This is a genomic window from Erwinia sp. 009765445, from assembly GCF_058137865.1.
Map to the genome: position 1 here is coordinate 1 of NZ_JBYUWC010000039.1, position 6,918 is coordinate 6,918.

6 protein-coding genes and 2 pseudogenes are annotated in these 6,918 nt (G+C 44.4%); 3 read left to right on the forward strand and 5 right to left on the reverse strand.

Going from position 1 to position 6,918, the window contains the following annotated elements; genetic code table 11:
• Positions 1-97: 97 nt before the first annotated feature.
• Positions 98-361 carry an IS3 family transposase gene (locus AC3Y5R_RS23890; protein ID WP_489923387.1) on the reverse strand — a complete coding sequence of 88 codons (264 nt, stop codon included), beginning with the start codon at positions 359-361 and terminating at the stop codon, positions 98-100.
• A gap of 121 nt (positions 362-482) precedes the next feature.
• Here AC3Y5R_RS23890 and AC3Y5R_RS23895 point away from each other — a divergent pair, with 121 nt between their 5' ends.
• Entirely contained in the window at positions 483-1,463 is a 981-nt protein-coding gene (locus AC3Y5R_RS23895) for an IS110 family transposase (protein WP_489923388.1), read from the forward strand.
• On the opposite strand, the gene AC3Y5R_RS23900 is transcribed toward AC3Y5R_RS23895, so the two are convergent.
• The 3 genes and pseudogenes from AC3Y5R_RS23900 to AC3Y5R_RS23910 form a co-directional block, all read right to left on the reverse strand.
• On the reverse strand, positions 1,460-2,272 hold the full coding sequence (locus AC3Y5R_RS23900) for a shikimate dehydrogenase family protein (RefSeq protein WP_489923389.1): 813 nt from the start codon (positions 2,270-2,272) through the stop codon (positions 1,460-1,462). The two genes, AC3Y5R_RS23895 and AC3Y5R_RS23900, sit on opposite strands and share 4 nt — an antisense overlap.
• Positions 2,273-2,364: 92 nt before the next feature.
• Complete coding sequence (locus AC3Y5R_RS23905; protein WP_489923390.1) at positions 2,365-2,781, reverse strand: DDE-type integrase/transposase/recombinase; 417 nt, start codon at positions 2,779-2,781, stop codon at positions 2,365-2,367.
• Between the two features lie 280 nt (positions 2,782-3,061).
• A pseudogene (locus AC3Y5R_RS23910) lies at positions 3,062-3,292 on the reverse strand (tyrosine-type recombinase/integrase); the annotation flags it as partial.
• Between the two features lie 156 nt (positions 3,293-3,448).
• On the opposite strand from AC3Y5R_RS23910, the gene AC3Y5R_RS23915 reads away from it, so the two are divergent.
• The gene (locus AC3Y5R_RS23915; protein ID WP_489923391.1) at positions 3,449-5,467 is read left to right on the forward strand and encodes an ATP-binding protein; all 2,019 of its coding nucleotides are present in this window, start codon (positions 3,449-3,451) and stop codon (positions 5,465-5,467) included.
• A gap of 69 nt (positions 5,468-5,536) precedes the next feature.
• Positions 5,537-6,298: an abortive infection family protein gene (locus AC3Y5R_RS23920; RefSeq protein WP_489923392.1), complete on the forward strand. Its 762-nt coding sequence runs from the start codon at positions 5,537-5,539 to the stop codon at positions 6,296-6,298.
• 156 nt (positions 6,299-6,454) lie between these two features.
• Here AC3Y5R_RS23920 and AC3Y5R_RS23925 read toward each other — a convergent pair.
• A pseudogene (locus AC3Y5R_RS23925) lies at positions 6,455-6,918 on the reverse strand (hypothetical protein); the annotation flags it as partial.

The following is a 6,918-nucleotide window of genomic DNA, read 5'->3' on the forward strand; positions in this document are numbered from 1 at the left end:
CACTAACGACGCCGGATATATGGTCGCAAACCGTATCGAACCAGTACTTGTAACACCCGGGGCGTCCATATATGGTCAACAAAAACCGGACACAGATTTAGGCACATTGTTGTAATCGGCGTTCATATTCATTCGGCGATATATTGCCCAGCCGGTAATGCCGACGCTTCAGATTATAAAAACTGTCGATATAATCGATAATGTCTGCAATACCCTGACTTCGGGTTTCATAGCGACGGTAGTTAACTCTCTCTGCTTTCAGGCTGCGGAAGAACCTCTCCGTAACGGCATTATCCAGACAGTTACCCTTATATGTTTCTGGTGGTATAGGATAGAAAATGTTGGATTTGGCAAGGTCCATGCAGCACGTATTTACCCGAGGGCTTTAAGCCCGACCGCAAGCAACCCGCGCATGGACTGAGCCACTCAAGTAAAGCCCGTACAGTTGAATGAATTAAATTCGTATCGTAAGGAGGGGTAATATGAGTCAGCCAGTTCAGCATGTGATTGGTATTGATGTAGCGAAGCTTTCTTTAGATATTTCTGGAGCAGGTTCATTGCCTGCGTTTACTGTCAACAACGCTCAGCAAGGTTTCGACCTCTTAGTACAAAAACTCGATGAAATTAACGTCTCACTTATACTAATGGAGGCAATAGGTGGTCTGGAGTCAGGAGTAGCATATTACCTTCAGACAAAGGGATACAATGTTGTTGTTATCAATCCTCGCCAGGCACGCGATTTTGCTCGTTCAATGGGATATCTGGCTAAAACTGACAGGCTCGATGCCAGCGTATTAGCTCAACTTGCGCAGGTTATTGACCGCAGCCCTGAACGAGCCCGCTTTATTAAGCCTTTACCAGAAATTACACGTCAGGAACTTACAGCAATTGTTGTGCGACGTCGTCAGTTGAATCAGATGCTGGTTGCTGAACGAAACAGGCTTTATCCTTCTCATCCCGGGAGCCGGGAAAGTATTGGTATCATTATTGATGTTCTGGAAAGAGAGCTCAGGCGCATCACTCAGCAAATGAATCAATACGTTAAAGCACATTTCCGTCATCAGGCTGACCTGCTTGCCAGTGTGAAAGGTGTGGGTGAGGCGACAATTGCGACTTTACTTGCGGAATTGCCTGAACTTGGCAAACTCACCCGTCGGGAAATAAGTGCTCTTACGGGAGTAGCACCCTTCAACCGGGATTCCGGCAAAATGCGAGGCAAGCGAACAACCTTTGGTGGTCGAGGTACAGTAAGGGCGACCCTCTACATGGCTGCGCTTACAGCGACGCGGTTTAACCCCATTATAAAGGAATTTTATCTGCATCTGCTTTCCGGTGGTAAAGCTAAAAAGCTTGCACTGGTCGCCTGCACACGCAAATTAATCACAATCCTGAACGCTATGGTAAGGGATAACCAGCAGTGGAACACTTCATTCGACAAACAAAGAGCTTCTCCGATAAGTTAGCTGTCCTTATGAAGTATAAAATCAAGCATAAGCTCAATCTGAGCTGCAAGCATGGATCTTCCTGTGTGAATGGAGAGGTTATGCTGTTCTGCCAGCCTGAGAAGAGGTGTTTTCTCTGGGAAAATTACAATGTCACAAACGGTTGTCGTGCTCCCCAGTTTATCTAAAGAGAATGGAAGACTTTTGTTTTCCCCCATCCCCACAGATGTAGCATTAATAGCAATATCAACCTGTTCAGGAACGTTGCTACCCGCATAAATATTAACGTCGGGATACCGGAATGACAGCTTTTTTATCAGTTCAGTTGATTTATCCATTGTCCGGTTATAGATAATCAATTCTTTAACCTGCCGGGCGGCCATGGCATAAGCAATCGCACAACCGGCACCGCCAGTCCCTGCCAGATAAACTTTTTTGCCTTCGACATTGATATCTCGCGTCAAAAGGCTCAATGCGAATCCTTCACCATCAAGCATATCGCCATGTAACATTCCGTTGGTATCTCTCCTGATTACGTTGCACCCTCCGGTAGCCCTGGCTGCATCACTTGCTGAATCAAGGAGCGAAAGAGTCTGTTTCTTATGAGGCATTGTTATAATGCCCCCACGGAAATTTTGAATATATCTCAGGCCATTGACAGCATTTTGCAGGTCGCCAGGGTTTACGTGGAAAGGGACCATCAAAGTGTCGGGGATATTTTTTGCCTGAAGAGCAGCATTAATCATGAGCGGAGCGCTGACCTGGGCTATCGGATCACCGATGATGGACAACAATTGTAATTTACCACTAACGATACTGAGTTCATTCATGGCTGATACCCTATAAGAAAATTTGACCAGATCACCGTACATACAATTACATGATGCGCGATTTCATTATCAAGTAAAAGAATGTGCCAACCTCAAGCATCAGGGAAGATCCGATAACACAGTTGCTTGCGGCTCATACTGCCCGTCACATCAAGTTCCTTCTGGCAGGACTGGAACTGGGCGCTGGTATACTGAGCACCTTGATCGCTATGAAATACGACTGGGCCTGTTGGCCGTCGTTTATTAACCGCCAGTCGTAATGCCCGGATAGTCAGGGCGCTGTCCGGTTTGTCCGAGAAGGCCCAACTCACTATTTTTCTTGAACATAAGTTCATCACTATAGCCAGATATAACCAGCCCTGAGCTGTCCGGAGATAGGTGATATCACCTGACCACCAGGTATTTAATGTCTCTGGATTAAACTGTCGATTCAACAGATTAGCCGCCACTACAGGCGGTTTATCACCACGTGGATAGTGATGACGTCCTGGGCGCTTCGCAACCAGCATCAGGGTCTTCATTATCTGACGGACACGGTAGCCCGGCTTCAGCCTCGCGGAGAATACTGATGATCTGTTGGTCGGAAAAACGCTTCTTCATGGGGATGTCCTCATGTGGCTTATGAAGACATTACTAACATCGGGGTGTACTAATCAACGGGGAGCAGGTCAAAAGCCTGAAATCACCAGGCTTTAATCGTCCAATATTGATAATTTATTCATCCTCTCTTCCAATCAAATATTTAATTTAGTGACACTTAAAAGCCGTATTTCCAGTCTTAAAAGTTACCTATGACACATTTGTGAGTCTAGACTTTTCAATATTACCAATATAATCCGCATACCACTGCATCATCTCCCTCCTACCTTCCAGATACAACGCATGGTTGTACATCTCACGAATCGCATTCTTATCCATATGCGCAAGCTGAGTTTCAATCCACGCCGTATTGAACCCTTCCTCATGCAAAATCGTACTCATCATGTGACGAAAGCCATGCCCCGTGACCTTCCCCGTGTATCAAAACCCGGAAGTCTCAAAAAGTGCGTGGAACTAAAACAGGTGTGCTTACACAACCCATAAAATGATATGTAAATCAGTAAGTCGTGGTATCATTTAGCATCTTACCTATAGAGTAGCTGCACGAGTTTCTTGGCTAAAAAGGGAGGCTGCGCCGTGAGTTTACAAACAAATTTAAAAGGGCGTCTACGAAATACCTCGCTGCCGAAAAGTCATGGCCTAATGCCAGTATTTGAGGCAGTAGTAAACTCCATTCATTCTATTGAAGAAATGGATAATGCCTCCGAAGGAAAGATTGTTCTCCGCATCAATCGCGCTTCTCAAGGCAGTCTGGATCTAGACACAAAGTCCCAGCCTCCAATCGTCAGTTTTACCATCACCGATAATGGCTGCGGTTTTGACGAGGCTAACTTTAAGTCATTTAAAACTCTCGATTCGGACCATAAGATTGACAAGGGGTGCCGGGGGGTTGGTCGCCTGATGTGGCTGAAAGTCTTTGCTCTGGTCGAAGTGGAAAGCCACTTTTTCGATGTTGATGGTAAGCTTAAAAAGCGCGTATTTCGCTTCAACGATAAATCAGGAGTCCATGGTGAAAAGGTTGTAGAGGCTACATCTCAAAAGCCAGGCACTCTTATCAAGCTGGTTGATTATGATGAAAGCTTTCGAAAGCAGGTTCCTGCAAAAGGCCAGTCCATAGCAAATCAGTTGCTCGAACATGTGCTCTGGTATTTTGTGCGACAGGGAAGCGCACCCAAGATACTTCTAGAGGACACGGACGAGGTTTTTGACCTTGACCATTTGCTTGAAGAGCATATGCATGCCAGCGCATTTCTCGAAACCATTACAATTCGTGATTACCAATTCGACTTAACCCATATCAAGTTTCGTGCATCCGTTAATAAAAAACATCAATTGGCACTCTGCGCAGCCAATCGACTGGTTAAAGAAGAATCTATTCATGGAAAACTTCCCGGCCTGTACGGAAAAATTTCAGACGCTTCCGGTGAATTCACTTATACCTGCTATGTATCTTCCGACTACCTTAATCAACACGTTCGCAGTGAACGTATTTCTTTTGATATTGCAGAAGATGTTGAAGACATACTCAACGAAGTGAGCTTTAAAGATATTCGGGAAGCTGTATTAACGCGTACTAAAGAGTATCTGCAAGATGTCCTGACAGAAAATGTGTCGGCTGGTCGCAGACGAGTAGATGATTTCATCAACACTCATGCGCCACGCTATCGCCCCATTGCCAATTATGTTGCAGAAGAATTACTGATCGTTGACCCTGAAAAATCAGATAAAGAGCTGGAGCTACACCTGCACGCTCAGTGGTATGAGGTGGAACGTCAGTTAGTGAGCGAAGGCCATGACATCATGCAGCCTCAGAATAAGGAACATGTAGAGGAATACAAGGAACGGCTAGGTGAGTACTTACGCAAAGCTGGAGACCTTAAAAAATCAGACCTTGCCAATTATATTTCTCATCGCAAGGTAATTATCGACCTGCTACAAAAATCTATCGAGCGGCTAGAAGATGGAAAGTACGCCCGTGAAGATATGATTCACGAGCTAATCATGCCTATGCGCAAAGATTCAGCCGAGGTTTTCCTAGACTCTTGTAACCTTTGGTTGATCGATGAACGCTTGGCATTTCATAATTATTTGTCTTCTGATAAAACGCTCAACTCAATGCCAATCACTGGCAATGACTCAACCAAAGAGCCAGACTTGCTCAGCCTGAGAGTGTTTGATAATCCACTTCTTGTTAACGACCAGAGCAGCTTCCCACTTGCTGCTATTACTGTTATCGAAATTAAACGCCCCATGCGTAATGATATGCGAGAAGGCGAAGATAAAGACCCTATTGATCAAGCGCTCAGCTATTTAGAGCGGATACGTGAGGGAAAAGTCACTACAAAATCCGGTCGCCCTATTCCGGGCAATAATGATATACCAGGTTATTGTTATGTACTTTGTGACCTCACTGAATCTATGCATCGGCGCTGTCGTCGAGCCAACTTACGGATCACATCTGATGGAATGGGCTATTTCGGTTACAACGAACCTTCTCATGCCTATATAGAAGTGATTAGTTTTGACCAGTTAGTGAAAGCGGCCAAAGAGCGTAACCGGGCATTCTTCGATAAGCTTGGACTGCCTTCCGCCTAGGAGAGCTAGCTATACGCTGGGTTGCATTATAGATTTAGAAATTTCCATCTGATTGGTTAAAAAATTGAAATGAATATTATAGATACTCTGCAAAACGACCTAGAACGCGCAGAAGCGCTCCAAAATATAATGATCGCAAGAGCTACTGGTGCCCAAGATGAGGCTAATTCTGATTATGTACTTCTAAGAGCTTATTTCCTACAAAATCAATCATTGCTACAACTCTTACCTGATTTTGTAAGAACTAACCGCTCCTTAAAAGAATTTTGGGGATATATAAAAAAAACCGAAAAGTATGATCCTCGCAGAGAAATCATTTATAAAGCTTTTCAGCCCCTCTTAGACTATTTAGAAGGAAAAAATAAAACCCCAGCGGATGAAGACATTTCTAATGTGTTAAGGAGATTTGATGAGGATAGTGTCCATACTGTTTGGGCGAAAGCGCTAGAACGACGCCATACAGATCCAGATGGAGCAATAACATCTGCAAGGACACTTATAGAAACCGTTTGCAAACACATTCTGGATGATATGGGAGTGGCGTACAATAATAAAAACATAGAAATGTCAGAGCTTTATAAAATACTATCAAAAGAACTTAATTTATCGGCCGACCAACATACTGAGAGTATTTTCAAACAGATTCTTGGCGGTTGTTCCGCAGTTGTAAATGGATTAGGTACTCTTCGCAATAAACTAGGTGATGCTCACGGAAAGAATAGATCATCAACGAAGCCATATCCAAGACATGCAGAACTAGCCGTAAACTTATCAGGATCTATGGCCCTGTTCCTTATCAGCACTTGGCTAAATCTTAAAGAGAAAAGTTAACATCTTACTGGTACAAAAGGTAATACGGTACACCGGCTGATTAGTTAACCATCAGGCTTAGCAGTTTATGCTGTTCCTAGCTTGGCTACCAGTCAGCCAATCTTGCATGTATTTGCACCGAACACTGAATTTTACTAATATGACGAGGAAATAGACTCATCCTTTGTTTAACCGCTCTTCTGGCGTTTCCCACTTTAACAATCGCTCAATCGCTGTATCCTCAGACAGGAACTGACGGGCTAGTTGCAGGCGCTCTATGACCTGTATCTTCTGCTGCTCATCAAGCATTGCTGCGTCTAACTCTGCCTCGTGAAAAAACTGTTCCAGCTGTTTGTCTTCAGTCCACTGAACCATAATGGATTTCAGCTCGGTACGACTGGCGCTGTACGCTTTTTCTTCCTGCCTTATTCGCTCCTTTTCCAGATATATAGCATGTTCCCGCTCACGCTGAATGCGCCACTCATCAGCTTCGATTCTGGCCTTTTCTAATTGCTTTGAAATTAGCGGAACAGACTCCTGCATCGCCGAAATCATCTGAGGGATTGGATTTGACCCTATATATCCAGACGTCTTTTCTCTCTTACGGTTGCGATAACTTCCTGCGTATATATTCCCGTGGT

Excerpts from the sequence above, each read along its gene's own strand:
- AC3Y5R_RS23890 (WP_489923387.1), bottom strand. The coding sequence starts at position 361 with ATGGACCTTGCCAAATCCAACATTTTCTATCCTATACCACCAGAAACA.
- AC3Y5R_RS23895 (WP_489923388.1), top strand. The coding sequence starts at position 483 with ATGAGTCAGCCAGTTCAGCATGTGATTGGTATTGATGTAGCGAAGCTT.
- AC3Y5R_RS23900 (WP_489923389.1), bottom strand. The coding sequence starts at position 2,272 with ATGAATGAACTCAGTATCGTTAGTGGTAAATTACAATTGTTGTCCATC.
- AC3Y5R_RS23905 (WP_489923390.1), bottom strand. The coding sequence starts at position 2,781 with ATGCTGGTTGCGAAGCGCCCAGGACGTCATCACTATCCACGTGGTGAT.
- AC3Y5R_RS23920 (WP_489923392.1), top strand. The coding sequence starts at position 5,537 with ATGAATATTATAGATACTCTGCAAAACGACCTAGAACGCGCAGAAGCG.